Origin of the sequence: Crassaminicella profunda (assembly GCF_019884785.1) — a bacterium.
Lineage (GTDB): Bacteria > Bacillota > Clostridia > Peptostreptococcales > Thermotaleaceae > Crassaminicella > Crassaminicella profunda.
In genome coordinates, this window is sequence record NZ_CP082326.1 from 1761030 (window position 1) to 1787214 (window position 26185).

25 protein-coding genes and 1 pseudogene are annotated in these 26185 nt (G+C 30.3%); 22 read left to right on the plus strand and 4 right to left on the minus strand.

Going from position 1 to position 26185, the window contains the following annotated elements:
• Nucleotides 1-221: 221 nt before the first annotated feature.
• The 4 genes from K7H06_RS08260 to K7H06_RS08275 are packed head-to-tail and all read left to right on the plus strand — an operon-like array spanning nucleotide 222 to nucleotide 3974.
• Nucleotides 222-1130, plus strand: a complete 909-nt coding sequence (locus K7H06_RS08260; protein WP_223039400.1) for an AraC family transcriptional regulator — start codon at nucleotides 222-224, stop codon at nucleotides 1128-1130.
• A gap of 11 nt (nucleotides 1131-1141) precedes the next feature.
• Nucleotides 1142-2230, plus strand: a complete 1089-nt coding sequence (locus tag K7H06_RS08265; protein WP_223039401.1) for a TrmO family methyltransferase domain-containing protein — start codon at nucleotides 1142-1144, stop codon at nucleotides 2228-2230.
• On the plus strand, nucleotides 2187-2726 hold the full coding sequence (locus tag K7H06_RS08270) for a hypothetical protein (RefSeq protein WP_223039402.1): 540 nt from the start codon (nucleotides 2187-2189) through the stop codon (nucleotides 2724-2726). Before K7H06_RS08265 ends, K7H06_RS08270 begins: the two co-directional genes overlap by 44 nt.
• Nucleotides 2727-2738: 12 nt before the next feature.
• The gene (locus tag K7H06_RS08275; RefSeq protein WP_223039403.1) at nucleotides 2739-3974 is read left to right on the plus strand and encodes an ATP-binding cassette domain-containing protein; all 1236 of its coding nucleotides are present in this window, start codon (nucleotides 2739-2741) and stop codon (nucleotides 3972-3974) included.
• Nucleotides 3975-4818: 844 nt separating this feature from the next.
• Here the strand turns inward: K7H06_RS08275 and K7H06_RS08280 are convergent.
• Nucleotides 4819-5250, minus strand: coding sequence for a DMT family transporter (locus K7H06_RS08280; RefSeq protein WP_223039404.1), 432 nt, complete (start codon nucleotides 5248-5250; stop codon nucleotides 4819-4821).
• 662 nt (nucleotides 5251-5912) lie between these two features.
• On the opposite strand from K7H06_RS08280, the gene miaB reads away from it, so the two are divergent.
• From miaB to K7H06_RS08330, 10 genes are all read left to right on the plus strand, one after another.
• Nucleotides 5913-7250 (plus strand): tRNA (N6-isopentenyl adenosine(37)-C2)-methylthiotransferase MiaB, encoded by a 1338-nt coding sequence (miaB, locus tag K7H06_RS08285; RefSeq protein ID WP_425514952.1) that lies wholly within the window; start codon nucleotides 5913-5915, stop codon nucleotides 7248-7250.
• A 74-nt stretch (nucleotides 7251-7324) separates the two neighbouring features.
• Nucleotides 7325-9991 carry a DNA mismatch repair protein MutS gene (gene mutS, locus K7H06_RS08290; protein ID WP_223039406.1) on the plus strand — a complete coding sequence of 889 codons (2667 nt, stop codon included), beginning with the start codon at nucleotides 7325-7327 and terminating at the stop codon, nucleotides 9989-9991.
• A 4-nt stretch (nucleotides 9992-9995) separates the two neighbouring features.
• Nucleotides 9996-12020, plus strand: coding sequence for a DNA mismatch repair endonuclease MutL (gene mutL, locus K7H06_RS08295; protein ID WP_223039407.1), 2025 nt, complete (start codon nucleotides 9996-9998; stop codon nucleotides 12018-12020).
• Between the two features lie 10 nt (nucleotides 12021-12030).
• Nucleotides 12031-12969, plus strand: coding sequence for a tRNA (adenosine(37)-N6)-dimethylallyltransferase MiaA (gene miaA / locus K7H06_RS08300; protein ID WP_223039408.1), 939 nt, complete (start codon nucleotides 12031-12033; stop codon nucleotides 12967-12969).
• 39 nt (nucleotides 12970-13008) lie between these two features.
• The gene (gene hfq, locus K7H06_RS08305) at nucleotides 13009-13251 is read left to right on the plus strand and encodes an RNA chaperone Hfq (protein WP_223039409.1); all 243 of its coding nucleotides are present in this window, start codon (nucleotides 13009-13011) and stop codon (nucleotides 13249-13251) included.
• 103 nt (nucleotides 13252-13354) lie between these two features.
• A complete protein-coding gene (locus tag K7H06_RS08310; RefSeq protein WP_223039410.1) occupies nucleotides 13355-14299 on the plus strand; it encodes an AAA family ATPase in 945 nt (314 codons plus the stop codon).
• Nucleotides 14299-14907, plus strand: coding sequence for a GTPase (locus K7H06_RS08315; RefSeq protein WP_223039411.1), 609 nt, complete (start codon nucleotides 14299-14301; stop codon nucleotides 14905-14907). The genes K7H06_RS08310 and K7H06_RS08315 overlap by 1 nt, the downstream gene beginning before the upstream one ends.
• 1 nt (nucleotide 14908) lies before the next feature.
• Nucleotides 14909-15475, plus strand: coding sequence for a hypothetical protein (locus K7H06_RS08320; RefSeq protein WP_223039412.1), 567 nt, complete (start codon nucleotides 14909-14911; stop codon nucleotides 15473-15475).
• Nucleotides 15472-15669, plus strand: coding sequence for a hypothetical protein (locus tag K7H06_RS08325; protein WP_223039413.1), 198 nt, complete (start codon nucleotides 15472-15474; stop codon nucleotides 15667-15669). Before K7H06_RS08320 ends, K7H06_RS08325 begins: the two co-directional genes overlap by 4 nt.
• Before the next feature lie 66 nt (nucleotides 15670-15735).
• On the plus strand, nucleotides 15736-17028 hold the full coding sequence (locus K7H06_RS08330; protein WP_223039414.1) for a methionine gamma-lyase family protein: 1293 nt from the start codon (nucleotides 15736-15738) through the stop codon (nucleotides 17026-17028).
• Nucleotides 17029-17283: 255 nt separating this feature from the next.
• Here K7H06_RS08330 and K7H06_RS08335 read toward each other — a convergent pair whose 3' ends face one another.
• Nucleotides 17284-17877: a GerAB/ArcD/ProY family transporter gene (locus tag K7H06_RS08335; RefSeq protein WP_343216818.1), complete on the minus strand. Its 594-nt coding sequence runs from the start codon at nucleotides 17875-17877 to the stop codon at nucleotides 17284-17286.
• A 50-nt stretch (nucleotides 17878-17927) separates the two neighbouring features.
• Nucleotides 17928-18239 (minus strand): GerAB/ArcD/ProY family transporter, encoded by a 312-nt coding sequence (locus tag K7H06_RS21530; protein WP_223039415.1) that lies wholly within the window; start codon nucleotides 18237-18239, stop codon nucleotides 17928-17930.
• Nucleotides 18240-18783: 544 nt separating this feature from the next.
• Between K7H06_RS21530 and K7H06_RS21355 the strand changes: the two genes are divergently transcribed.
• The 5 genes and pseudogenes from K7H06_RS21355 (at nucleotide 18784) to K7H06_RS08360 (ending at nucleotide 22650) form a co-directional block, all read left to right on the plus strand.
• Nucleotides 18784-18915, plus strand: coding sequence for a hypothetical protein (locus K7H06_RS21355; RefSeq protein ID WP_281426049.1), 132 nt, complete (start codon nucleotides 18784-18786; stop codon nucleotides 18913-18915).
• Between the two features lie 173 nt (nucleotides 18916-19088).
• Entirely contained in the window at nucleotides 19089-20195 is a 1107-nt protein-coding gene (locus tag K7H06_RS08345) for a hypothetical protein (RefSeq protein ID WP_223039416.1), read from the plus strand.
• Nucleotides 20196-20601: 406 nt separating this feature from the next.
• Nucleotides 20602-20856, plus strand: a complete 255-nt coding sequence (locus tag K7H06_RS08350) for a TfoX/Sxy family protein (protein WP_223039417.1) — start codon at nucleotides 20602-20604, stop codon at nucleotides 20854-20856.
• Nucleotides 20857-20875: 19 nt separating this feature from the next.
• Nucleotides 20876-21067: pseudogene (locus K7H06_RS08355) on the plus strand (DUF3795 domain-containing protein); the annotation flags it as partial.
• Nucleotides 21068-21201: 134 nt separating this feature from the next.
• Nucleotides 21202-22650 carry a histidine kinase N-terminal 7TM domain-containing diguanylate cyclase gene (locus tag K7H06_RS08360; RefSeq protein WP_223039419.1) on the plus strand — a complete coding sequence of 483 codons (1449 nt, stop codon included), beginning with the start codon at nucleotides 21202-21204 and terminating at the stop codon, nucleotides 22648-22650.
• A gap of 1 nt (nucleotide 22651) precedes the next feature.
• Here K7H06_RS08360 and K7H06_RS08365 read toward each other — a convergent pair whose 3' ends face one another.
• On the minus strand, nucleotides 22652-23173 hold the full coding sequence (locus tag K7H06_RS08365; RefSeq protein ID WP_223039420.1) for a hypothetical protein: 522 nt from the start codon (nucleotides 23171-23173) through the stop codon (nucleotides 22652-22654).
• 372 nt (nucleotides 23174-23545) lie between these two features.
• Here K7H06_RS08365 and K7H06_RS21360 point away from each other — a divergent pair, with 372 nt between their 5' ends.
• From K7H06_RS21360 to K7H06_RS08375, 3 genes are read left to right on the plus strand one after another with little or no spacing between them, the layout of a single operon-like run.
• Entirely contained in the window at nucleotides 23546-23680 is a 135-nt protein-coding gene (locus tag K7H06_RS21360; RefSeq protein ID WP_281426050.1) for a hypothetical protein, read from the plus strand.
• Nucleotides 23681-23691: 11 nt separating this feature from the next.
• Nucleotides 23692-24372 (plus strand): response regulator transcription factor, encoded by a 681-nt coding sequence (locus K7H06_RS08370; RefSeq protein ID WP_223039421.1) that lies wholly within the window; start codon nucleotides 23692-23694, stop codon nucleotides 24370-24372.
• Nucleotides 24365-26161: a sensor histidine kinase gene (locus K7H06_RS08375; RefSeq protein ID WP_223039422.1), complete on the plus strand. Its 1797-nt coding sequence runs from the start codon at nucleotides 24365-24367 to the stop codon at nucleotides 26159-26161. The genes K7H06_RS08370 and K7H06_RS08375 overlap by 8 nt, the downstream gene beginning before the upstream one ends.
• The last annotated feature ends 24 nt before the right edge of the window (nucleotides 26162-26185 follow it).

A 26185-nucleotide genomic window follows, 5' to 3' on the forward strand; every position in this document is an offset into this window, starting at 1 on the left:
TCGTTGTGAAGGAAAGTTAATTATTTTTTGATATAATAATAGTGCAGCTATTGGTATGAAAGAAAGCTTGTTGACCTTTTGAGAAAGTACAACTATGATTTTCATATTGATGCTAGTTAGATAGAAATCAAATATATTCGCTGAAACCGTACCATAAGTGACGGCGATTCTAAAATTATGTTTAAGCGTGAAATACGTAACCAGATGGAGGTGGATATATTATGGAGTTTATATTTAATGAATCAAGGTTGATTTATATTTCTAAAATTAATAAGGTACAAGATTATATAGAAAAACATTTAGATGAAGAATTAAATATAAGGCAGCTATCAGAAATTGCTGCCTTTTCTAGTTTTCATTTTCAACGGATTTATCGACAGATGACAGGGGAAAGTCTCTATAGTTATATCAAAAGATTACGACTTGAAAAAGCTACATTTCTATTACTTGCTAATAAGAAAAAATCAATCCAAGATATTGCTTTATCAATTGGTTTTTCCAATCAGGCATCTTTTGCAAAAGCTTTCAAAGAGAAATTTGCTATGAATGCAAGTCAATTCAGATATCTTAATGAGACTGGAAATATGACAATTAAAGATATTAGCATGAATGGAAAAGTATATAATACAGATATTCGTTATACTAGACCTATAGAAATATCTGTCAAATCAATAGAGACAATAAAAGTGGTTTATATTAGGCATGTGGGCTCTTATAAAGGTAATAACAATCTTTTTGAAGGATTATTTTCAAAATTATATTCTTATACCAGTTCAAGGAATTATATAAGAAATGATTCAAAATGGTTTGCGCTGTACCATGATTTTGGGGATCTGACAATGGAAGAGCAGCTAAGATTAAGTGTATGCATGTCAACTAATGAAGATGTAAAAACTGACGGCGAATTTGGCAGTATGTTTCTAGAAGGTGGTACATGTGTGGTTGGAAGATTTTTGTTAAAGCCAAATGAATATCAACTAGCTTGGAATTATATGCTGTCAAAATGGTTGCCAGAAAGCGGTTATATGCCAGATAATCGTATATTTTTTGAACATTACCCATCTCAAGAATGCTATCAATGTAAAGAGGAGAAAGTTGTAGAAATATGTATTCCGATAACTCCTCTTTAGAAGGAGGAATTATGAAAAAAATAAAATTTCAATCAATTGGAGACTATGAAATTATAAACAGATTGGATGAAGGGACAGAAGGTATTACAAAGATTACTTTAAAAAAGGACTTTCAAAAAGCTATGATAAAATTAGGTGATTTTAGTCATTGTATTATTTTCACCAAAAATAAAAATAACCTTTTCTGTTATGGAGCAAAAATATATAGGTTGCATGAAAAGAGTGGTGAAATTTTGATAAATGGAGTAAATATGAAAGGTGAAATTGTAGATATAAAACCATATTTCCCATGTGAAGAAAGGCTAGAAAATGACTATACAAATCAAAAATCTACAGCAATTTATTTCAATGAAAATCCTATTGGTGAGTATCTATTTTTCAATAACAGTGGTGTAATACAGATTCATGAATCGGAATATCTTCCAAAAGATAAAATAGAATCAGCATTAGAAAAGATAGAAAAAGGAGATTATCTAAGGGTTCTTTGGTGGTTTGACAGATTTGACAAAAAAGAATTACGTAAGAATTGTATGTGTAATCCGCCTTATGAAAATGCACCAAAGTGTGGGATTTTTGCTACAAGGTCACCTGTAAGACCAAATCCTATGGCATCTACCGTTGTAAGAGTAGAAGCCGTGGATAAGTATAATCACTATATAAGGGTTTGTGGTTTTGATGGATTTGAAAATTCGCAGATATTACAAATCATTCCATATAGTGATGTTACTGTTTTTAAAGATGTTAGAGTTCCGGAGTGGGTAGAGCATTGGACGGATTACAAAGTCTTTCAAGAATCTAAAGGGGATATTCCAGAAAACAATGTATGTGGTCAATGCGGAAGCATTTATTTTGACTTGACACCAGGAGTATTTAGTTACAATGACCCGGATCATATGTGTCCTACATGCAAGGGCTTAGGAGAGAAATTACAGATTGATGTTGAGCGTATAGTAAGTAATCCTAATAAATCTATTTTGGATGGAGCATCTGTTTGGTGGGGAAATTTGAGAAAGCATAGGGAAAAGCCAAATGCAAACTGGATGAGAGGAGAAGTACTTGCCCTTGCTGGATATGAAGGAAAATCTGGAAGTACCTTTTAAGGAGCTTTCTGAGAATTTTAAGAGGCAGCTCTTCTATGGTACTAATGGGCGAGAAGTCAGTCTTAGCTATGTAAATTCTAATGGTAGGAAAGGTATCATAAAAAGACCAGTTGAAGGTGTAGTCAATACAATGTATCGCCTATTAAGAAATAATAATGCTCAAAAATCAATGGCGAATCTTGAACAATATATTGTGAAAAAGAAATGCAGTCATTGTAATGGGGAGCGTTTAAAGGATGAAGGTCGTTTGGTGAAAATTGGTCCAACAAGATATCCAGAAGCTACTAACATGAATATATCAAAGTTGAAAAATTGGTGTCATCAAATATATAATACTTTAACTACTGAAAAGAAAGATAAATCCAAAATAATATTTATGAAGATTCTATATCAATTAAAGAAAATGGAACAGGTAGGATTAAACTATTTAAGTTTAAATAGAAGTGTTCCTTCCCTTTCAGGTGGAGAATCTCAGAGGCTAAAAATTGCAACTTAATTTGGATCAGACTTGACAAATATTCTCTATGTAATGGATGAACCATCTAAAGGACTTCATCCAAGGGACTATCAATTTCTTATAGAAGTTATTCGCGATTTAAAGAAACTAAACAATACAGTTATCATGGTGGAACATAAAAAAGCGTTTATTGATAGGGCAGATTATTTAGTAGAGGTAGGTCCAAGAGCCGGTAAATACGGTGGACAATTATTAAGAGCTGAAGAAGTACAGGATAATAAAGGTAGTAATAGAGATACTTTTGATTTTAGACCTACCAATAAAGTGATTAGTGGAAATAGGATTTTGGCACTAAAGGGGGTAACTACCAATAATCTAAAAAACATAGATATTAAGATACCTCTATCAAAACTAACTTGTGTGATTGGGGTAAGTGGATCGGGTAAGAGTAGCTTAGTTTCAAAAACCATATATCCGGCTGTTTTAAAAAAGCTTGGGAAAAAAAGTGATGTCACAGGAGAGTATAAGGATATTTGTGGAGCAAATGACTTAAAAGAAGTTTATTATGTTAGTCAAAACCCAATTGGTAAGACACCTAGGTCGATTCCTGGAACTTATTCAGGTGTATATGATTTAATAAGGGATTACTATGCTAAATTGGAGCAAGCAAAGAAGAAGAGATTAACTAAGGAGCATTTCAGCTTTAATAGCAAAAAAGGACAGTGCTCAGAATGTAAAGGTGCTGGTCTGATAGCTGTTCCTATGCATTTTATGCCAGATATATATACGACATGTACAAAATGTAATGGAAGAAGATATGATGATAAGATATTAGAAATAAAATACAAAGGGTATAGTATTTCAGATTTATTAGAGATGGAAATTAATGAGGTTAAGGAAGTGTTCAGGGATGAAAAGAAAATATTTGATATGCTAGACATATTTGATCGATTAGGAATATCTTATATTAAACTAGGTCAAAGTGCAACAACGCTTTCTGGGGGTGAAGCACAGCGAATAAAATTAGCAAAACAATTATGCTTAGGTAAAACAAAGGATGTACTATATATTCTCGACGAACCTACAACCGGTCTTGATGATGAAAATGTAAAAAAACTAATCTATATCTTAAAAGAACTAACAAATAATGGCGCAACTGTTATCGTAATTGAACATAATTCTTTACTTATACAACAAGCAGATTGGATTATTGAGATGGGCCCGGATGGTGGAAATTTAGGTGGTTATGTTGTAAATGAAGGTTGGTTGAATAATGGAACTATATAGCTCAGCGAAACTAATAAGGATATAGGTCATTAATGAGTACATTTCCTCTCTTTCGGCGGTTACATTTTTCATCGTGACAATTGGTACAATCCAGATGACTTTCATTTAAATATAGAAGCCGTTATTTGATTCTGTCAACATCATTTGTAAACTTCCAGAGTAACAAAAAGAGCTGCAGTAGAATTTTAGCGAAGAGTAATTCTATTTATTTTTTTAAAAACACCTATTGTTCTTAGGCTCTACTATGCTTTAAATAACATTTCAAAATTAAATAAAAAGTATATAAGGTGACAGGGATTTGTAAGCTAGTCCAAAGAATCATTTGGTTTGTATCTCGTGGAAAGCTAATACCTTGTCTAACTAGAATTTTATATTGTTCAACACTAGGGTTGATGAATGGCAGTATAACACCTGAGTAAAATAGTAACCAAAATAAAAAAAGATCAACCAATAAAACAATAATGATAACTTTATGTTTTTTTATTATATTAAGCATACGATACTCCTTATATATGGAATTTATGTAAATCAATATAAATTATATTATAATATCAAAGGAAAATAAAGAGCCAACTTAGGTATGAATTTTAATGTTAATTAAGAGTTTAGGGATAGCATGTTTTTCAATTACTTCGTGATGATCTTGCTTGGGTTTACGCCCAAAGGAACTGAGATCAATTTTAACAAATTTATATTCGTACATATAAAACCTCCTGTTTTTTCGCTGGCAAGTATATTATATCAAAACTAAAAATAGAAAACACTAAATTAAAGATTAATCTAAGAAAGCAGGAAAGGACATTAAAGATCCCTTCCTGCTTAAGTAGGAATAATACATAATCATCTATTTCTTCATGATAAAGTAGGTACCACAAAGCAAAAGGACGATTCCAATTAACTTAAACCAGTCTAATTCCTGTTGCTTGTTGACAAATACATCGATTAATAACCCACTTATGATTTGGGAAGCAACGATGATAGTAAGCGTGTTTGCTACACCTAGTTTAGGAATTGTTCTTGTCACAAAGTAAATAATGAAAGTACCAAAAATACCACCAATGAGTAACTGAGGTCTTACATGAATGACTTTTGTGTATTGGTGTAAGCTACCTTTTAACAGATTTCCGATTAGGATAATAATAACACCTGTAACTAAACTATGTAGAGTGGCAATTTTAGGAGAAACAATTCTTCCTAATTTAGCATTAATACTTGCTTCTAGAGTGGTAAAAATACCTGCTAAGACAGCAAATATAATTGGGATTATTTCTTTCATTTTATCGCATCCTTTATAAAATAAATGTCATTAAGAATATATTCCTAATAAAATAGTACTATGATAATGCTTTAATCTTTAGATTTTGCTTATGGCTCCTTCTGGAACATGAGGGATTTTTTATTTATCTAAAGCTTTTTATGAGGAAAAAAAATATATATGGATTTAATGGATGGTAAAGGAATCACTATGAAAGCAATTTTATAAAGGTAGTTTACTAAATGTATAAAGTATTATACTTGCAATGATCTATCCCATAGTAACACCTCAAAATGGCTATAATATTGTGGGTACAAGGGATGATCTAATAAATTACATTGATGAAGGGAAAACTATACTAATAAAATTCCTGAAAAAAATAATTTTGTAAATCCTAGTGATCAAGATGCTTTATTTTAGAATTGTTACCAAAGCTATATGGGCTACTGATTAAAAAAGTTCATAAACATATAAAACCTTGAGCAGAGTGTTGAATATACTCACACCAAACTGATATAATATGATATGATATTAATCGAGTTAGATTTAAAAAAGCATTAATAGTAAGAAGGAGCGATAGTTTAATGAGCGAAAGAAAAAAAGTAGAAGTTTCAGCAGATGAAATAGCATTACAAGATAAATATATAGAAAAAATAGCAGCGCAAAATATAGAACATTACCAAATGACAGGAAACAAAAAGAGAGTATATTTGGTGACCTATGGTTGTCAAATGAATGAACATGATTCTGAATTTTTATTAGGAATGCTTGATTATATGGGATATATTGAAACAAATAACTTAAATGAAGCTGATTTAGTGATTTATAATACTTGTTGTATTCGTGAAAATGCTGAGCTAAAAGTTTATGGGAACTTAGGACAGCTAAAAAATATGAAGAAAAAAAGAAAAGATTTAATGATTGCTGTTTGCGGTTGTATGATGCAACAACCTCATGTTGTTAAAGCAATAAAAACTAAATATAAACATGTAGACCTAGTCTTTGGTACGCATAATCTACATAAGTTCCCTCAACTATTAGTAGAAGGAATGCAATCAGAAAAAACCGTTGTAGATGTATGGGATGAGGAAGGAAGAATAGTAGAAGGACTTCCAGCTATAAGAAAATATAAATTAAAAGCATTTGTAAATATTGTATATGGGTGTAATAACTTTTGTACTTACTGTATTGTCCCTTATACGAGAGGACGAGAAAGAAGCAGAAAACCTGAAGACATTATAGAGGAAATTAAGGAATTGGTGGCTACTGGTACAAAGGAAGTTACACTTTTAGGACAAAATGTAAACTCTTATGGAAAAACTTTAGAGGAAGATATTGATTTTGCAGGTCTTTTATATAGAATCAATGAAATTGAAGGTTTAGAAAGAATAAGATTTATGACATCTCATCCGAAAGATTTATCCTTTAGATTGATAGAAGCCATGAGAGATTGTGAAAAAGTGTGTGAACATATGCATTTACCTGTACAAGCAGGAAGTACAAATATACTAACAAAAATGAATCGACACTATACAAAGGAAAAATATCTTGAATTAGTAAATGCCTTAAAAAGAGAAGTTCCTCATGTAGGAATCACAACAGACATTATTGTAGGATTCCCAGGAGAAACAGAAGTAGACTTTGAAGAAACATTAAACTTAATCAAAACTGTTGAATATGATTCTGCTTATACTTTTATTTACTCTGTTAGAGAAGGAACGCCAGCAGCTAAATTTGAAGATCAAGTACCAGAAGCTATAAAGCATGAACGTTTTGAAAGATTATTAGCTGTTTTAAATCCTATTGTTGCCGAAAAAAATAGTAAATTTAAGGATAAAGTAGTAGAAGTTTTAGTAGAAGGATACAGTAAAACGAATAAGACAAAGCTTATGGGACGTACAAGAACAAGTAAGCTTGTGAATTTCACAGGACCTAAAGAGTGTATAGGAAAACTTGTAAAGGTAAAGATTACAGATCCTAAAACATTTAGTTTAAATGGTGAATTTATTGGGGAGAATTAAAATGTGAAAACCAGGGAAAACCCTGGTTTTATATAGTTTTTAATATAGATATTATGTTTGATAGGAGGTTTTTTATGAGTAAGTTAACTCCAATGATGAGACAATATTTGGATTTAAAAGAAAAATATAAGGATTGCATTTTATTTTTTCGATTAGGTGATTTTTATGAGATGTTTTTTGATGATGCTATTTTAGCTTCGAAAGAGTTAGAAATAACCTTAACTGGTAAAAATTGCGGATTAGAAGAAAGAGCACCTATGTGTGGTGTTCCTCATCATTCGGCAGAAAATTATATTGCAAGACTAATTGAACGGGGATATAAAGTTGCTATTGGGGAGCAGGTAGAAGATCCAGCTGTAGCCAAAGGTATTGTAAAAAGAGATGTAGTAAGAGTTATTACTCCTGGGACTGTAATGGATAGTCATATGCTTGATGAAAAAGAAAATAATTATATTATGTCAATCTTTATAGATGAAAATGGTGGGGGTATATCTTTTGCAGATGTATCTACAGGAGAATTAAAAACGACAGAGTTTGTAAAGAAGCCATTTCTGAATCATTTATTAGATGAAATTGCTAAAATCAATCCAAAAGAAATTATTATCAATACATTAGAATATGATGGAACTAATATAAAATCTGAAATAGCAAGGGTTTCTACTCTATATATAGATGAATTTGATAATTGGGCTTTTGAAAGAGAGTATGCCATTAAAAAAATCAAATCCCATTTTAATGTGTTAGCAGTAGAAGGATTTGGAATAGATGAACATGAGTATTCTATTTCTTCTGTAGGGGCATTGTTTGAATATTTAGAGAAAACTCAAAAGAGTTCTCTATTCCATATAAATAATATAAGCTATTATTCATCAGATGCTTTTATGGTTTTAGATAAGTCTACAAGAAGAAACTTAGAACTTACTGAGACTATGAGAGATAAAAAGAGAAGAGGGTCTCTTCTTTGGGCGTTAGATAAAACAAATACAGCAATGGGAGGAAGAACCTTAAAAAAATGGGTGGAAGAGCCTCTAAAGGATGTTCATGAAATACAATTGAGATTAGATGCTGTACAAGAGCTAAAGGATCATCTATTAACACGAGATGATTTGAAGGATTTACTTAAAAATGTTTATGATCTTGAACGACTGGTGGTAAGAATATCTTATGGGAATGCTAATGGGAGAGATTTAGTGGCATTAAAATCATCTCTTAAAGCCTTACCTCAAATAAAAGAGCTTTTAGATGATTTTCATGGAGCAAAACTGAAGAATATATTAAAAAACATAGATTTAGTAGAAGGCGTGAAGGATTTAATAGAACAATCTATTATGGATGAGCCTCCTGTTACCATAAAAGAAGGAGGAATCATTAAAAAAGGCTATGATTCTGAGCTAGATGAATTAAGAGAGATTGTAAGTAATAGCAAAGAATGGATTGCAAATTTAGAAAATAATGAAAAAAATGCTACAGGAATAAAATCATTAAAAATAGGATTTAATAAAGTATTTGGATATTATTTAGAAGTAACTAAATCAAATTTAAATTTGGTACCCGAGCATTATATTAGAAAACAGACCCTTGCTAATGCAGAAAGATATATTACACCTGAATTAAAAGAAGCAGAAGCTAAAATATTGGGTGCTGAGGATAAGATTATCGAATTAGAATATCAAATTTTTATAAAGGTGAGAGAGGAAATTAAAAAATTCACCAAAGAAATTCAAGGTACAGCTACGGCTATTGCCTCTTTAGATGCTTTAGTGTCTTTTGCAGAGGTAAGTGATCGTTATGGCTATACAAAACCACAGGTGAATAATGAATTACTTATAGAGATTGAAAATGGAAGACATCCAGTTGTAGAGCGAACAATGAATTTAGATATGTTTATAGGGAATGATACGTATCTTGATGGAACTGAAAATAGATTTTCAATTATTACAGGACCTAACATGGCTGGAAAATCTACTTATATGAGACAAGTGGCTTTAATCGTATTGATGACACAAATAGGCTGCTTTGTTCCAGCAGATCAAGCAACTATTGGCATTGTAGATAGAATCTTTACAAGGGTAGGAGCATCAGATGATTTAGCCCAAGGACAAAGTACTTTTATGGTTGAAATGAGTGAACTTGCAAATATTTTAAATAATGCAACAAACAAGAGTTTAGTTATTTTAGATGAAATCGGAAGAGGGACAAGTACCTATGATGGACTGAGTATTGCTTGGGCCGTTGTGGAGCATATTAGTGAAAAAGATATTTTAGGTGCAAGAACATTATTTGCTACTCACTATCATGAGTTAACAGAATTAGAAGGACTTTTGGAAGGTGTAAAAAATTATTGCATATCTGTTAAAGAAAGTAATGATGATATAATCTTTTTAAGAAAGATTATTAGAGGAAGTGCGGATCAAAGCTATGGGATTCAGGTTGCAAAGCTTGCAGGGGTTAGGGAGGAAGTCATTCTCAGAGCTAAAAAGATTTTAAACCAATTAGAAGAAAATGATTTGAATCATAAGAGTATAGAAAAAAATGTTCAAGAAGTGCAAGTTGTTCAAGAAGAGGAAAGCGTAAAAGAAGAAATAGCTGCTGTATGTGAAGAACAAATAAGTTTATTTAATAATAATGATCAAAAAATTATAGAACAATTGAGAAAAATAGATATTTTAGACGTTACGCCTATGGAAGCTATGAATCATTTATACAAGCTTGTAAAAATAGCTCAAAATAGAGGAGCGTAAGAAGATGAGCAAGAAAATTTATAAACTAGAAAAATTTATTGCCAATAAAATTGCAGCAGGAGAGGTGGTAGATCGACCTAGCTCTGTTGTAAAGGAATTAGTTGAAAATGCTATCGATGCAAAATCGTCTAAAATCATTATTGAAATCAAAGATGGCGGAAAAAGCTATATGAGAATTACAGATAATGGTGTAGGGATTCATGAAGAAGATATGGAAATAGCCTTTGAAAGACATGCTACTAGTAAGATAAAAAATGTTGAAGATTTAAATTCTATTTTATCTTTAGGATTTCGAGGAGAAGCATTAGCAAGTATTGCATCTGTATCTCAAGTTGAGTTAATATCTAAGACGAGAGAAGAAACCTCTGGTACTTATTTAGAATTGCATGGAGGACAAATTGTAGAGCATAAAGATATTGGGTGTCCTAATGGAACTACTTTTGTCATAAAAAATTTATTTTATAATGTGCCAGCAAGACTTCAATTTATGAAGTCTAATGCTACAGAAACAAGTTATATAAGTGATCTGATTAGTAAATATGCTCTAGCTTATCCAGATATTTCTTTTCGGTTTATTAATAATGGAACCATTGTATTTACAACATCTGGGACAAGCAGTATTGTAAATAATATTGCTAGTATTTATGGAAAAGAAATGGCAAAGAATATGCTTTATCTTGCAAAGAAGAAAAGTGATGTATTCTCCATACAAGCATATATTTCAAAACCAACTACAACAAGAGGGAACAAACAGCTTCAAGTATTTTTTGTAAATGGTCGATATGTAAAAAATAAAATTATTAGTCAGGCAATAGAAGAGGCTTATAAGACACTTATTACAATCAATAGATTTCCAATATGTTTCATTTATTTAAATGTTCCTCCTGATAAGTTAGATGTAAATATTCATCCTACAAAAACAGAAATACGCTTTAATAAAGAATTAAATATTAAAGATTTTGTAGTAGATACATTAAAAGAAAGATTGCTTCGTGAAAATTTGATTCCTAGTGTAAGTTTTGAAAAACGTAAGAAAAAAGAGGATGGACATCAAGAAACAATATTAGATATGCCTGTATTGAAAAAACCTAGTGTCCCATCTGAAATAAAAATAATTAAAAAAGAAGAGAAACCAATAGAACCTATAAATGTAGTACAGACAAAATATGAAAAATTTGTAAAAAATTTAGTTTATGAGGATAAATCAACCTATAATGTAAATAATAAGAAATATAAAAATAATAAACAAGTATTTCCTAAAAAAGAGGAATCTCCTAAAGAAGAAGAAAGAGTAAAAAACATAAAGCAAAATATTCATGCAGATATTAAAATAGAGGATCAAGGAATAAAGGAACAAGAAATTAATCATACAAAAACAGAAATTATTAAAGAAAGAAATAATAATAGAAGTGTTGAAGAGATAGAGGAGAAAAAATATAATAAAAATACTGATAAGATTTTGGGAATTCGTATTTTAGGGCAGATTTTTAATACATACTTGATTGGACAAGATGGGCAGTCTATGTATTTAATTGATCAACATGCAGCTCATGAAAGAATCATGTATGATCAATTGATGAAAAATTATCAGAATCAAGCTCCTGTAAGTCAAAAGTTATTAGCACCTATTGTAGTAGAATTATCCTTTGGAGAATTTGAAATTGTAAAGAAAAATATGGATATGTTTATCCACTTAGGATTTGAAATAGAAGAGTTTGGAATAAATGCATTTATTTTAAGAGCTGTCCCAGTTATATTTGGCAAACCAGAAGCGAAAAAATTCTTTATAGAAATTGTAGATCATCTTCAAAAGAATATCCAATCTAGTTATGATATGAAAGTCGAAAAAATAATATCTATGTCTTGCAAACAGGCGATTAAAGCAAATGATCAATTAGATCCTTTAGAGATTGATGAACTCATGAAACAATTATCAAAGCTTGAAAACCCATTTACATGTCCTCATGGAAGACCGGTTATTGTGGCCATGAGTAAATATGAGATTGAAAAGAAATTTAAAAGAGTATAGGAGGCGGATTATGAAAAAACCTCTTTTAATTATTGTAGGTCCTACAGCAGTTGGAAAAACGGAAACATCTATTCATATTGCCAAAAGATTAAATGGTGAAATTATTTCTGCAGACTCAATGCAGGTTTATAAATATATGAATATAGGGAGTGCAAAGCCCACAGAAGAAGAAAAATCAGGAATTCCCCATTATCTAATGGATGAAATTGATCCTAGAGAAAAGTTTTCAGCAGCAGATTTTAAGGAAAAAGCAAAGGAATATATGGATAAGATTCTTGAAAAGAATAAGTTGCCTATTATTGTTGGGGGTACTGGTCTATATGTAAACTCTATTATATATAATGTTGATTTTACACAAACTACATCTAATTGGGAATTAAGAAAAAAGTTAGAAGATATGGGAAAAGAATTTGGAAATGAGTATCTACATAAAAAACTTTTAGAAAAAGATGAAGAAGCAGCAGCTCGTATTCATCCTAATAATGTAAAGAGAGTTATTAGAGCACTAGAAGTCATTGAAAATGGGGAAAAAATGAAAGACTTTAAAAATGATCTAGTTGAAAACGAGGAATATAATTATGTATTAATAGGTCTTATTAGAGATCGACAAGAACTTTATGAAAGAATCAATATGAGAGTAGATTTAATGATAGAGGGTGGACTCATTGAAGAAGTAAAGCATTTGATGAAGCTAGGACTTGATGAAGAAGCCATATCTATGAAGGGGTTAGGATATAAGGAGATTATTCGATATTTAAAAGGAGAATATGATCTTGAAGAAGCCACAAGAATTTTAAAAAGAGACACACGTCGTTATGCAAAAAGACAAATCACATGGTTTAAGAGATATGATCAAATGAAGTGGTTTGATTTTGGTGATTATGCATCAAAAAAAGAATTAGAAGAGGATATTCTAAAATATGTAGGAGGAAAATTAAACTTTTTATAGAATATTTTAACTAATGACATCACTTTAGGAGGGGTATTTATGAAAAATGCAATCAATCTTCAAGATATATTCTTGAATCAAGTTAGAAAAGAACATATACCTATCACCGTATATTTAGTAAATGGGTTTCAAATAAAGGGAACGGTAAAAGGTTTTGACAGTTATACCATAGTATTAGATAGTGATGGAAAACAACATATGATTTATAAGCATGCTATTTCAACCATTACGCCATTAAAAGCTGTTAATTTTGTACAAAACAGAAAACAAGACCATGAGTAAAGAACTTTAAAATAAGGGCAACCAAATGTTGCTCTTATTTTTTTTGAAACTATTCTTATATTTGTGCATATGTTATTATAGCAACTATTTTGAGGTGATAAGAATGGTATATAGGAATAAAGAGCAAGAAGATCTATTAAATTTACTAGAGCATGGAAAAATATCTACTGAATATGCTATTGGGAGAATATCTAAAAGTAAAACTCAAAAAGAAAATAGAAATACAAATGAAGAGGATTTAAAGGCTATGATGAATGAACTAGATGCACTAATAGGGTTAAAAAGTGTAAAAAAATTGGTCAAAGAAATTCAGGCTTTCATATGTATCCAAAAAAAACGAAAAGAGGAGTCGCTTGTAGCTGATCCATTGGTACTGCACATGATTTTTAAAGGAAATCCTGGAACAGGAAAAACAACAGTAGCAAGGCTTTTAGGAAAGATTATGTGTGCAATGGGAGTACTTGAAAAGGGTCATGTAGTAGAAGTTGAGAGAGCCGATTTGGTTGGGGAGTATATTGGGCATACAGCAGTAAAGGTGAGAGAACATATAAGGAAATCATTAGGTGGTATTATGTTTATTGATGAAGCATATTCTTTAGCAAGAGGAGGAGAAAAGGATTTTGGAAAAGAGGCCATAGATGCTATGGTAAAAGGAATGGAAGACTATAAAGAAAATCTTATTCTTATTCTTGCAGGATATAGAGATGAAATGGAAAAATTTCTAAGGACTAATCCAGGACTTAAGTCACGGTTTCCTATACATATAGAGTTTCCTGATTATACTTTAGAAGAGCTGATGAATATTGCTGAAGTGATGGTTGAAAAAAGACAGTATAAACTTTCTATGTCGGCTAAAGCAAGACTTGCAAAAATCCTATCTAAAAAAAGAATAGAAGATCCACTAAGTAGCGGAAATGCAAGGCTTGTTCGAAATATTGTAGAAAGAGGGATAAGAAAGCAGGCCGTAAGACTACAAAGAACAGGTAATTTTAAAAGAGATGATTTAATTACTCTAATCAGAGAGGATATGACAGAGGGGGATGATTGATGAAAAAGTGTCTTATAGTTGGAAGACCTAATGCAGGAAAGACACTATTTATGATAAATTTTGCTGAATATGTGGGACTAAAACATGTAGAAATCAAGTTTTTTAAAAGAGATAAAGAAATAGATCATAAAAAATATACAATAGAAGAAGCAAGAGAGCTATTATCTTCAGATATTCCATACAAGACAAATTGTCTTCAATCTACTGAAATAAAAATTCCAGTATTAAAAGGAAAGAAGATAGTAAGTCTGATGGATAGTAGTGGTTTAATTGATGGGATACATAAAAATATTCAGATTCGGCGAGCCATGGCGCAAACATTAGGTGCTATTACAGAAAGCCATATGATTTTACATATGATTGATGCTTCAAAGATTAATGATGAAAGTATTAAAAACACTATTGGAGAAGTAGATTATCAATTAGTAGAATATGGACGAATGAAAGAGGGATATATGATTTTAGCCAATAAAGTAGATTTGCTTGAAAGAAAGACACCTATTATACAGCTTCAAAAGGAATTTCCTGATCATTATATTATTCCCATATCTGCATTAACAAAGGAAGGGTTTGGAGAGGTAAGAAGCTTTGTGTGTAGGAGGTTATAGTATGATTTTTAAGTTTAGTGCAAGCTTACTCATTGGATTTACTATAAAGCTTATAGATGATTATGTTGATGATGAACTTGATTATATGGGAAAAAATAATATAGATAAAACCATCCTCCTCTATAGTATACTTTTTATTGCTATTGCTGCTGGAATATATGTAGAATATGCTGTAACACTTATAAGTGCATGCTACATGGTGGGTATGTTTCATGATATGGCTATGAAACTGCCTACAAGACTTAGGGGATATCAAGAAAGTATTATCATTTTTTTTATAAATATATATTTATTTTCTTTTCATGAGATGATCACATCTTTTTTAGCTATAGGAATTATTCAGCTTATTGATGATTTATGTGATACAAAATGGGATAAAAAATATGGCTATAAAAATTTTGCAAATCAATTTGGAAAAGTTGAAATCATCATTATAAGTCTTATTTTGACTATATTATTAGGGATGTTAGATCATACGAAATTATTTATTGTAATGATATCTTATGTATTGATTCATTTTATTTATAAAAAAGCATTTTATCAAGTGAAGAGGAGAGAAGTTATATGATGTATGGTATCTGTAGCATAGGTGTATTATTCATTTTTTTAATAGGCTATGCTTATGGAAGAAGAGTAGGGATCAAAGAGGGATACGAGAAGGGGCTTGCTTATGCTCCTTTGAAAATGAAAGAAGAAATTTATGAAGATTATAGCTGTCCTCTTTGTACTGAGCAAATTGATAATGATGAGAGAATGTGTTAAAATACATAAGGATTACAGTTACAACAGTTTATGGATGAACTGGCAAATACAATGGATGGTGATAAAATGAAAAAACATACAGAAGATTTTTTAAAAGAACAAATGCAGATCCATGGGTCAATATATAATTTAGCAATAGAAGTAGAAAAAGAAATAGAAGAAAGCTTTAAGCATATTGATGAAATCAAAGAATATAACCAATATAAAGTATTAAAAGTGATGCAAGATGCAAGAATCAGTGATATGCATTTTAACTGGAATACAGGATATGGATATGATGATGCAGGAAGAGAAGCTATCGAAAAAGTATATGCAAATCTTTTTAAAACAGAAGATGCCATTGTAAGACCTACTATAGTAAATGGTACCCATGCCCTTACTTTATGTGTTACAGGAATACTTCGGCCAAATGATGAAATATTATCAGCAACAGAAAGACCATACGATACATTAGAAGAAGTAATCGGCATTAGAGGAGAAGGAAAGGGTTCACTAAAAGAGTTTGGTGTAACTTATAACCAAGTAAATTTCAAACAAAATGGAGAAGTGGATTTAGAATTATTAGCAAAATCTATTACAGAAAAGACAAAAATGGTTTATATCCAAAGATCAACAGGATACAGCTGGAGAAATGCATTAATGGTTGAAGATATCAAAAAAATTGTAGAAACAGCCAAAGCTATTAAATCAGATGTAATCTGTATGGTTGATAATTGCTATGGAGAATTTTTAGATATTTACGAGCCTACTGAAGTAGGGGTAGATATTATGGCAGGATCTTTAATTAAAAACCCTGGTGGTGGATTGGCACTCACTGGAGGATATATAGTAGGAAGAAAAGATCTTATAGAATTGATTTCTTATAGAATGACTTCACCTGGAATCGGAAAAGAATGTGGATTGACCTTTGGTCTTACAAGAAGTATGTTCCAAGGACTTTTCATGGCTCCTAAAGTTGTTAGTGAGGCCATAAAAGGATCTATCTTTTGCGCAAGACTTTTTGAAAAATTAGGTTATGAAGTATCTCCAAAATACAATGAAGACAGAAGTGATATTATTCAGTCTATCAAAATGGGAAGTCCTGAAAGAGTCATTGCCTTTTGTCAAGGAATACAAGCAGCAGCTCCAGTAGATTCATTTGTAACTCCAGAACCTTGGGATATGCCTGGATATGATAGTCCAGTAATTATGGCAGCAGGAGCTTTTGTACAAGGGTCCTCTATCGAACTAAGTGCAGATGCACCGATTAAAGAGCCTTATATCGTATATTTTCAAGGGGGACTTACTTATGAGCATGCAAAGTATGGGGTGATGAAAGGCCTTCAGACTATGTTGGATAAAGGGTGTGTGGAGTTGTAGTTATTTAATATAGTTGTAAACTAAACTTGCAAAACTGAAAGATGTTTTGCAAGTTTTTTTCAGTTTTGAGAAGATATTTTTCAATAAAATTGTGATTATATATGATACTGTACTCTATTATTTAGGAAAAGTAAAATTATAAATTTGAAAATGTGTCCGCGTACTAAAGATAAAAACACAGGATGAATTAGATATAACTAATTGATTTATTTTAATATTGATATCCCCTTTAAAATATAATTAAAAATAAATTAGTTACCTTCCTCTATTCTTTTTTATTTCTGAAGGAATCCATATAATGATGGGTAAAATAACCTCAAAGGGAAAAGCATACCAATACCATACATCTGCAAATTTGTAATATTCTATCATATTCTCAAATTCAAAAGAAGAAAGATTAATCATCAATAAAGACATAGGTACTACTATAAATCGATAATCCTTAAAGCTGAATATTTTAGTAATTCCTTTACAAGCTGCTATCATATATATGCTTATTTTAATAAATGTTCCAATTGTTAATATTATACTAGGCAATATTTCTATCCTTTGTAATGCATTTCTAATATTTATTCTTGAAGCAGTAATATGAGAAGGAAAGTAATAACGTTCAATTCCATTTATTCCTAATGTCAAAATGTTAGTTAATGATATAATAAATATTATTATTCCTCCAATTAGTAATCCTTTTATATAGACTTTAAAAGGAGAATCTTTTCTTTCAAACTTACCTAAAACCATTGTAAGTACAACAGTTTGAAGAAACAGAAATGTACATGTTTCTAAAGCTCCTTTTATAACTGATTTTATACCATTACTTAATATAGGGCGAATATTGTTTATATCCATTTGAGGAATTTCGAAAAAAGTTGTACTAATAATACTAACAATAAATGGTATTACAAAAAACTAGACCACCTACCTATCACTTCAATTCCTTCTTTTACTATCCAAACACATAAAATTATAGTAGCTATCCATATTATCAATAAGGGTGTTTTAACTAATGCCACAGTGTTTACAAATTGACTATAATTTCTTAATGTCTCTGCATTGTCCTCAAAAACAAAGCAAGTGAAAAGTATAATTATTGCCTTCCCAATACAATTTCCAAAACAAATTTCAATAATATCAAATAAGTCTTTACCTGGAAAAAGATAGTGGAGACGAGCATATATAAGTATAATACATAAGGATATACATATACCCATAATAATAGTTACCTATAAGTCTTTCTTAGCTGATATACCTGATGCTTCTATTGAAGCCGTTCCTATTATAAATAAAATAATAATAGCTATTCCTTGTTGACCAGAAATTATTTCTTTATTCAAAAACCATCTATGCAAAGCATAAATGGCGATGGCTTATCTTAGAAAAATATATATTACCCCAAAATTACTGTAGAAATTTGTAAAATTGAATAGGATGTAGATAATTGTTTTATCTACAGACCTTTAACACCACCGTACATACCGCGTATTTAACGCAAAAGAGTTTTCATTTAGTATACTTTTTTAACTTAAGTCAACTATTTCTAAAATATATGTTCAAGCAAGTATCAATAGTTTTTTCGTATATTTCATAAATACTATTTTTAGTGTTGTGGAACACTTTTTTTATTTTAACAATTTGAATTTTAAATTTTTTATCGCCTTTTAAGTTTCTTTTAAGATTTAGAAGATATACTAAATTTATATAATCAATATAAAGCAGTTTGCTTTTTGCAAAAATTACATAGGAAGGAGCTTTTTCATGAGATTATCGTCAATGATAGGTAGTAAACTTACAGGTTTGAATGTAAATAGTAGGTTTAAAGGACAATTAAGTTTGAAATCTGTTAATGAAAAAAAGAAAATGCAAATTCTCAAAGAAGTAATGAAATGATGCAAGAAAGAGGACTATTTATTAATCATACAACAATACACACCTCATATATTTAAGCATTGTTGCAAGTAGGAATATCATAAGATTATTGCTTCGAATTGTAACTATGCTCTGTGAAAGAAGCACTTATTTTTTACATTACAAACGCATTTTTTAAAAAAGGGAGGATAATTATGACATTATTTAAAAGAAGTTTGTTTATTACAATCGCGGTTTTATTATTTTTTAGTTTAGGCCCCACTTTTGCAGACAGTGTAACGTCTTATGAATTTCCAAATAACAAAGTTATTGAATTCAGCGATGCAACAGGTATAAGTATCGTCGATGAAACCATTATAGCAACCCCTTTAGAGAATTTAAATGAAAATTCCGTCTCTATGCATTACAAAGTGCAGTATACTCTTAAAGAAACAACAGGATCAGATCAAACACCCAGTGTCCATTTTAAGATTCCGTTCTTAAATCCCGATTCTTTTGATATTACAATGACTTATGAAGATGAAACAAGTATGATTCCTAAACGTTTGGATGATCTTGAAAGCACTCAGGATATATTATATTTGGAACATCCAAGAACCAAATTCTTTATTGACCCAACCACGGAGAAATTTTTTTGTCGTGGTTCAAGTTCCAGCTCTCACCTTACTTCAATGTGCTATAGGTTAGATATGAAGGCTAACAGTCTTGCTGTACTAACTATTAATTACACTGGATATGGTAATATGTACTATACTGACGAAGTAATAAATTCGATTCATGGACATATTTTTTATCTGACACCAGCATCTTCATGGAATGATAACACATTGCTTAGGTTAGTACTCGATAGCTCAAGATTGCCGAATTACAAAGTTTATTCTACTATTCCTATGAGTGAGAGTGAGATAGACCCTAATGTTTACGAAGCACGTTTTGAGCAAGTGCCCAATGAAGAATGGCAGATATACTTAACGGATAAGCGCAAACTGACATTTGGCATCAACTTAAAGCAATGGCACAATCGCTTATCAGCTTGGGTAATTTTACTCAGTGTTATTGCAGCTATTTATACAAGAAAGAAATACCCTGCTCAAAAGAAACCACTTACCATTATCTTTAGCTTACTTATGTTATTGTATATTTATATGTCCATATCAGGGTACCTTATTAGGCTTTCTTATGGTAGTGCCTTAGCTATCGGAATGATTATTGGAGTGCTTCCTTTACGCTATATTTCCATAGCCATTATGGCTGTTTTAGCAGTAACTGTGATTATAATAAAGCATCGTAGAGCTAATTAATTTCATTTAGAGGTAGTGATAGATGACTATCAAGCTAAAAAATTTGTAAAAATTACATGTCTTCCATATGATGAAAAAATATTAGGTTCTAGTGCAAAAAATATTAAATACTAGAATAATCCCTTTTCCAATTTTATTTTATGCCACTAAACTAAATAACTTATTTTAATAAAGAAAAATAATAAAGTAAAAAACAAAATCGTGAAGATAATGTTTTGATATATATACCTCCTGCAGTTGTAGGAGGTTTTATTGTACTAATATTTTAGTTAGCGTATGTAAATTGATCTATAAAGTATGAAAATTATGCAATGATATTAACAAAAATGTTATAATGTGGGTACAAATTCTGAAAAAAATTTCATTTCAACAAAATACTATTTTACGAATATGAGGAGTGATTGTGATGGGAGAACTTTTTAAATTGCCCAACATAGGAATTGTACTTGAAGAACAACTGAATAAAGTAGGAATAACTACTTATGAACAATTAGAAAAAATTGGTAGTAAACAGGTGTGGTTAAACATAAAAGCTATTGATCCTTCGGCATGTATTCATCGTTTATATGCATTAGAAGGAGCAATTGAAGGTATTAAAAAAAGTCAATTATCACAAGTAAGAAAAGCTGAATTAAAGGAATTTTATAATGCTTTTAAATAAACTAGAGGGCATGGTCAAAATGTTTGAGTCAAGATGTGGTGTTTGCTGTAACAATTGCACAAGGAAAGAACAGGTAAATTGTTCTGGATGTACTAAAATGAAAATTCCTTTTTGGGGTGGGGAATGCTTGGTTAAGTCTTGTTGTGAAAATAAAAAACTTAATCATTGCGGAGAATGTGATATATTTCCTTGTGAAATGTTATCTAATCTATGTTTTTAATCCATTCATATTTTGTTTGAACCATTATAACCATTACTTTTTTACTAAATTAAAAGTAAAATGATTGGGTAATTTTGATATAATAGATTGAAATGTTTTTTTACGATTTTAAAGGAGTATGAGTGATGAATAAAGTTTTATTAAGTATTGTGCTAATTATATCTTCAATATTGCTTAGCAATTTAGCTCTTTACGGGATTAGAAGAAAAACAGTACCGGGGGCTTTTGCGTTTTCTATTCTTTTGATTGGTATGATATTTCATTCTTTAGGTTATGCATTTGAGTTGTTAAGTAATACCGTAGAAATGATGTATTTTTGGATAAGAATTGAATATATTGGAGTTTCTTTTTATCCTTTTCTTATTATGTTGTTTGCAAGGGAGTATACAGATGAGAGGAAATTAGCTAACAGGTATGTGTTGAGGTTGCTGATTACAGTTAATATTGCCACGTTAGTTTTGGTGAACACAAATTCTTTTCATTTGCTCTATTATGATTCAGTTAGCGTTGATTCTTCATTGGGCTTCAATGCCTTGAAATTGGAAAAAGGGATTTGGTATTGTGTACAAGTGGCTACATTATGCTTTTCAAATCTGTACAGCATTGTGGGTTTTACTATGAAATGGAAAAAATCAAAAGGGGACTACAGAAAAAGAGCTCTATTTATGCTTGTGGGAGTTACAATACCGATGGTGGTTTTTATTGTCTATATTTTAGGGTTGGGACCAGCATATATTGATTTACTACCATTTTCATATATATTTATGAGTTTTTTAATTGGAGTTGGACTTTTTAGGCATGATATACTTTTCTTGACACCTATTACTCATGAAATGGTTTTTAATGCTGTAGATGAAGCTGTTTTGGTCACGGACAGGAAGGGCATGATTATAAGCTTTAACCGGGTATCAAAACAGTTTTTTCCTTCACTTGAAAATATAAGGGCTGGAGAATCCATCCACTTGATCAGAGAACTGATTAATTACGATTTTGAGTTAAATCAGGAGAAATATGAAATAGATGATAGAATATACAGCTTTAAGGTTACTGAAATGAAAAGCAACAGAGGAAGAATTTATGTTGTAAATGACATAACCGAATCGGAACAGACTAAAAAACAGCTTGAAATTCTAGCAACTACGGATATGTTGACTGGAATTTATAACAGACGGTATTTCATGGAGAAATTTGAAAAAAGTGTGACAGGAGGAGTTTTTGCCATAATCGATATCGACAATTTTAAAACCATTAATGATAGATTTGGCCATGTTGAAGGTGATAAGGTACTGAGCTATTTTGGAAATGAACTTAAAACTTTCTTTAAAGAGCACATGGTATGCAGATATGGAGGAGAGGAATTTGCCATGTTTATTCAGGATAATGATTTAGATAAGGAATTCATAAAACTGGATATTTTTAGGGAAAGAATAGCGGCTAATGAACATGGTGTAAGATTTACATTTTCGGCGGGAATGGCTAAATATGAAACAGATCGAATATCAAATGCGATTGTTGAAGCTGATAAAAAACTTTATGAGGCAAAGGAAAATGGGCGAAATCAAATCAGATACTAAGCTATTTTTTCTTTGATGAAATAAGCAACTTAAATACTCCATAAATAACCCCGACTATAACCAAAACTATGCAAGAATAATATTTTATTAATTCCTTATTACTCGATTTTGAGTTTAATATTTTAATTTCATTATTAGCAAATTGAAATACCGTCTGATTCTTCAAATCAATTAAAGCATCACTATCCTTAATATAAGAATCGCTATCATCATATAGAACAAAATCTTCGTTAAAATACCTATCTAAAAGTCCATCTTTTTCAAATACTGCATATCCAATAGGTTTTTCTTGTATATCAGTTTTAAATAAAACAACTAATCCATATTTTGTTTTAATATCATCTATAAGTCTTATTTCAAGCTTTGAAATACCAACATCACTTTTTATCTTTTTAGTGAGATACTTTTCAATATTCTGTTCACTAATATTATATATAACAAAATATTGAAGTAGCATTGCTACTGAACAAATAACTATTATTACTATTGCTCCAATTTGATTATTGCTATTCTTTTTTTTCATATAATACACCGCCCTTAAATTTACCTATTGATAAACACTGAAGTCACTAAATATTATGGTTTTGCTCATAAGAATCTCCATTTCGAATATATGTTCCTATATTGTAGCATAGATTTTAGTTAGATACAATATATACGAAAACCACCTAAAATATCAATGAATTTCATGAAGCAAATCAATATTATACAGTAGATAATAATTGTATTGAATGTAGTTTGTGTGCAAAAGATGCTCGGTAAATAATATTACAATGGTTAATGGTAAGCCAAACTAGTCTTTGATACAACTGCGTTAACAAAAGTATATTATTGAAAATAACGTATCATAAGTTATATAGTATAATAAAATAATAAATACAGTTTGGGAGGGCATATGGATATTAATTACTTAAAAAATAGTATTTATGATGGAATGAATTTTAACAAGGGAAAAGGAAGTAGCATTATTATTAAAGCAACAGATGGTGGATTTACTTATAAATATTTCAAATACCAGATATTTTTCTAGGTGGTGATGATATGGAAAAAACTATACTAATTGTTGAAGATGAGAGTAAAATTCGTGAATTTATTAGTCTATATCTAAGAAAAGAAGGATATAAAGTTATGGAAGCTTATAATGGTGAAGTAGCCTTAAAAAAGTTTAGTGAAAATAAAATTGATTTGATAGTACTTGATGTGATGATGCCTAAATTAAATGGTTTTGAGGTTTGTAAAAAAATCAGAGAAAATTCAAAAGTACCCATTATCATACTAACGGCCATAGAAGATGAAAGGGAGCATGTAAAAGGATATGAACTTGGTGCCGATGATTATGTAACGAAGCCTTTTAAGATAAAAATTCTAATAGCAAAAATTAAAAGAATACTTGAAAGAATGAAAGAAGAAATAAATAAAAAAGTTTTTATATATGAGAAACTTAAAATAGACGTGGATGGTAAAGAGGTTTTTATAAATGAAAAGAAGATTAAACTTGCTCCGAGAGAATTTGGATTACTTGAATACCTTGTAAGGAATAAAGGAATTGCACTAACGAGAAATCAAATTCTAGAAAATGTATGGGGATATGATTTCGAGGGAGAAACTAGAGTTGTTGATAATCATATTAAAAAAGTAAGAAGCAAATTGGGAAATTATTCTGTATTTATTGAAACGGTAATATCTGTTGGTTATAAATTTGAGGTATACAAATATGCTTAATAGTATTGTGAAAAAAATATTTTCAACTATAGTAGGTATATTTGTTTTGGTTATGCTTATTCAACTTGTTCTTCAAAATTTTTTCCTAGAAGATATATATACAAACATGAAAATTTCTAAAATTGAAAAGAACTTCAATCAGCTTTGTGAAGAGTATAATAGTCAGAAATGGACGAATTTACAGTTAAATGAGAAAACAGTTGATTATCAAAATGAAAATGGAGCGTCTATCCTTATTTTTAATGAAAATAAGGATATCTTAAATGATTCTTTTTTAGAAGCGTTTAATTATATCACTATAAGAGATGGTGAAGAGAAAGAACTTAAAATTATGATAGACTTTATGATTGATGAAGAAGGAAATTTTAGAAATTCTGACAATAAAATAAATGATGGTGAAAAAATTAAAGTTCTAGGGATGCGTATGAAAGGTACAAATTTTATAGAACCTTTAGAAATAAAACAAACGAATGCTTCCTTTGTTAGTGATGAAGGATATGGGACTTGGGATGAATTATATAAAAAAAATCCTTATGACCTTGTTGCAATAAGGGGTGAAGTGATAGCTAAGAACCTTGTTGTTAGAGACCAAGGGATTTTAAGTTATCAGCAAGAAAAATTATTTAACGAAGTAAAAAGCTATTGGATTGAGAAGAGTAAAAATCCTCAAGAGGTTAAGGAAATCTTAAAAAAAGGCAGATATGAGTTTGTTGAGGAATATTCAGGTTTGCTGATTGTTGTATTAGTAAAAAAAGTAGAAGAGGTAGATGATATTCCAACTTATGTATTTTCATTATTTACCCTTGAAAATATACATGATGCATTTCAACTATTAAATGGATATTATTACTATATTTTTGCATTTCAATTAGGATTAGTTTTAGTGCTTGTATATTTTTATTCTAAATGGATTACAAAGCCATTAATAAAGCTTATTGATTCAGCTAAGAGTATATCAGAGCTGGATTTTACAAAAAGGACAGATATAAGTACAAACGATGAATTGAGTATTTTATCGGATAGTTTGAATAATATTTCAAATAATTTATCAACAACAATTGAAAAATTAGAATCATCAAATAATCAATTAGCTATTGAAGCCATCAAAAAAGCAGATAATGAAGAAAGGATGAGAAATTTATTAATGAGTCTATCTCATGAATTTAAGACACCTCTTGGGATTATCTCTGGCTTTTTAGAGATTATAAGGGATGGTGTTTATGAAAAAGAACCAGAATATTATATAAATGTAATTTCCGAGGAAATCGAAAAATTGAATGGACTTGTACTTGAGACGATTGAGTTATCTAAACTTGAAACAGGTAGTTATAAATTAAATTTAAGTGAATTTGAAATTAAGCCGTTTATTGAAGCTTTGATGAGTAAATTTGAAAAGCCATTGAAAGATAAAAATATGCCCTTTGAACTTAAGATAGAAGACAAAATTGTCATTGGAGATATAAGTAAGATTGAGCAAGTTATGATTAATCTTTTAAGTAATGGGATGAGGTATTCCCCTAATGGTGAAAGAATTGAGGTAACTTCAAAGTTCCATAAAGATGATCTATATCTTCACATCAAAAATTATGGAGTTATAATTGATGATGATTTAGACAAAATTTGGGATAGGTTTTATAGAACAGAAAAATCAAGAAATAGAAGATTAGGAGGAAGTGGGCTAGGACTTACAATAGTGAAAAATATCCTAGAGTTACATGATTCTGATTATGGTGTTAAGAATATAGACAATGGTGTAGAATTTTATTTTTCGTTAAAACTGAAAAATTGAAGGAGAAAATAATTCTATTCAAAT

Bases quoted from the DNA above. Each gene is read 5' to 3' on its own strand.
- K7H06_RS08325 (WP_223039413.1), top strand. From the start codon at position 15,472: ATGATGTATGGTATCTGTAGCATAGGTGTATTATTCATTTTTTTAATA.
- K7H06_RS08320 (WP_223039412.1), top strand. From the start codon at position 14,909: ATGATTTTTAAGTTTAGTGCAAGCTTACTCATTGGATTTACTATAAAG.
- K7H06_RS08335 (WP_343216818.1), bottom strand. From the start codon at position 17,877: ATGGATATAAACAATATTCGCCCTATATTAAGTAATGGTATAAAATCA.
- K7H06_RS08260 (WP_223039400.1), top strand. From the start codon at position 222: ATGGAGTTTATATTTAATGAATCAAGGTTGATTTATATTTCTAAAATT.
- K7H06_RS21360 (WP_281426050.1), top strand. From the start codon at position 23,546: ATGGATATTAATTACTTAAAAAATAGTATTTATGATGGAATGAATTTT.
- K7H06_RS08310 (WP_223039410.1), top strand. From the start codon at position 13,355: ATGGTATATAGGAATAAAGAGCAAGAAGATCTATTAAATTTACTAGAG.
- K7H06_RS08370 (WP_223039421.1), top strand. From the start codon at position 23,692: ATGGAAAAAACTATACTAATTGTTGAAGATGAGAGTAAAATTCGTGAA.
- K7H06_RS08360 (WP_223039419.1), top strand. From the start codon at position 21,202: ATGAATAAAGTTTTATTAAGTATTGTGCTAATTATATCTTCAATATTG.
- K7H06_RS08280 (WP_223039404.1), bottom strand. From the start codon at position 5,250: ATGAAAGAAATAATCCCAATTATATTTGCTGTCTTAGCAGGTATTTTT.
- K7H06_RS08350 (WP_223039417.1), top strand. From the start codon at position 20,602: ATGGGAGAACTTTTTAAATTGCCCAACATAGGAATTGTACTTGAAGAA.
- K7H06_RS21355 (WP_281426049.1), top strand. From the start codon at position 18,784: ATGAGATTATCGTCAATGATAGGTAGTAAACTTACAGGTTTGAATGTA.
- K7H06_RS08265 (WP_223039401.1), top strand. From the start codon at position 1,142: ATGAAAAAAATAAAATTTCAATCAATTGGAGACTATGAAATTATAAAC.
- K7H06_RS08345 (WP_223039416.1), top strand. From the start codon at position 19,089: ATGACATTATTTAAAAGAAGTTTGTTTATTACAATCGCGGTTTTATTA.
- K7H06_RS08375 (WP_223039422.1), top strand. From the start codon at position 24,365: ATGCTTAATAGTATTGTGAAAAAAATATTTTCAACTATAGTAGGTATA.
- mutL (WP_223039407.1), top strand. From the start codon at position 9,996: ATGAGCAAGAAAATTTATAAACTAGAAAAATTTATTGCCAATAAAATT.
- K7H06_RS08330 (WP_223039414.1), top strand. From the start codon at position 15,736: ATGAAAAAACATACAGAAGATTTTTTAAAAGAACAAATGCAGATCCAT.
- hfq (WP_223039409.1), top strand. From the start codon at position 13,009: ATGAAAAATGCAATCAATCTTCAAGATATATTCTTGAATCAAGTTAGA.
- mutS (WP_223039406.1), top strand. From the start codon at position 7,325: ATGAGTAAGTTAACTCCAATGATGAGACAATATTTGGATTTAAAAGAA.
- miaA (WP_223039408.1), top strand. From the start codon at position 12,031: ATGAAAAAACCTCTTTTAATTATTGTAGGTCCTACAGCAGTTGGAAAA.
- K7H06_RS21530 (WP_223039415.1), bottom strand. From the start codon at position 18,239: ATGGGTATATGTATATCCTTATGTATTATACTTATATATGCTCGTCTC.
- K7H06_RS08365 (WP_223039420.1), bottom strand. From the start codon at position 23,173: ATGAAAAAAAAGAATAGCAATAATCAAATTGGAGCAATAGTAATAATA.
- miaB (WP_425514952.1), top strand. From the start codon at position 5,913: ATGACAGGAAACAAAAAGAGAGTATATTTGGTGACCTATGGTTGTCAA.
- K7H06_RS08315 (WP_223039411.1), top strand. From the start codon at position 14,299: ATGAAAAAGTGTCTTATAGTTGGAAGACCTAATGCAGGAAAGACACTA.